Source organism: Pandoraea sp. PE-S2R-1 (assembly GCF_002179865.1).
Lineage (GTDB): Bacteria > Pseudomonadota > Gammaproteobacteria > Burkholderiales > Burkholderiaceae > Pandoraea.
This window is the reverse complement of the sequence record NZ_NGUR01000119.1, coordinates 1-465: the sequence shown is the minus strand read 5'-3', so window position 1 is coordinate 465 and position 465 is coordinate 1. Positions and strand designations below refer to the sequence as shown.

The 465-nt window shown below is 68.6% G+C and carries 1 protein-coding gene; it reads left to right on the top strand.

Annotation, left to right across the window (positions count from 1 at the left end; genetic code table 11):
* Positions 1 to 465, top strand: a 465-nt coding sequence (locus CDV44_RS28175; protein ID WP_212677167.1) for a hypothetical protein, incomplete at both ends; no start/stop codon positions are given.

Genomic DNA, 465 nt, shown 5'->3' with positions numbered 1-465 from the left:
TACGCACACAGACGTCCGCCGACGCCTCACAACTCCCGCAACCCGCCCTGCTCGCGCATCGTCGCTTGCGGGCATTGTTCGACATGCACGCCGACGGCAACGTGCCGCACGCGTGGAAGCAGGCGGTGCTCGACGAAGCCCCTGCCCTGCTCGCGGCACTGCTGCCCGATGGCGGTGTGCTCATGATCGACGACGCCCACTGGGCCGATCCGTCGACGCAGGAATTGCTCGCGCTCATGGCGGAAAATCCGCCGGGCGGTCGTCTCCTGATCGTGTGCGCGCGGCCCGAGTTCGAACTGCCGTGGCATCACACCACGGGCTTGCGCCGAATCGATCTGGCGCCGCTCGATGCCGGTGCCTCCGCCTCTATCGTGCGCGCGGCCACCCCGCGCGTGGCGCTACCGGCAGCGATGCGTGAGCGCATCGTGCATCTCGCCGAGGGCGTACCGCTGTTCTTGCAGGAAC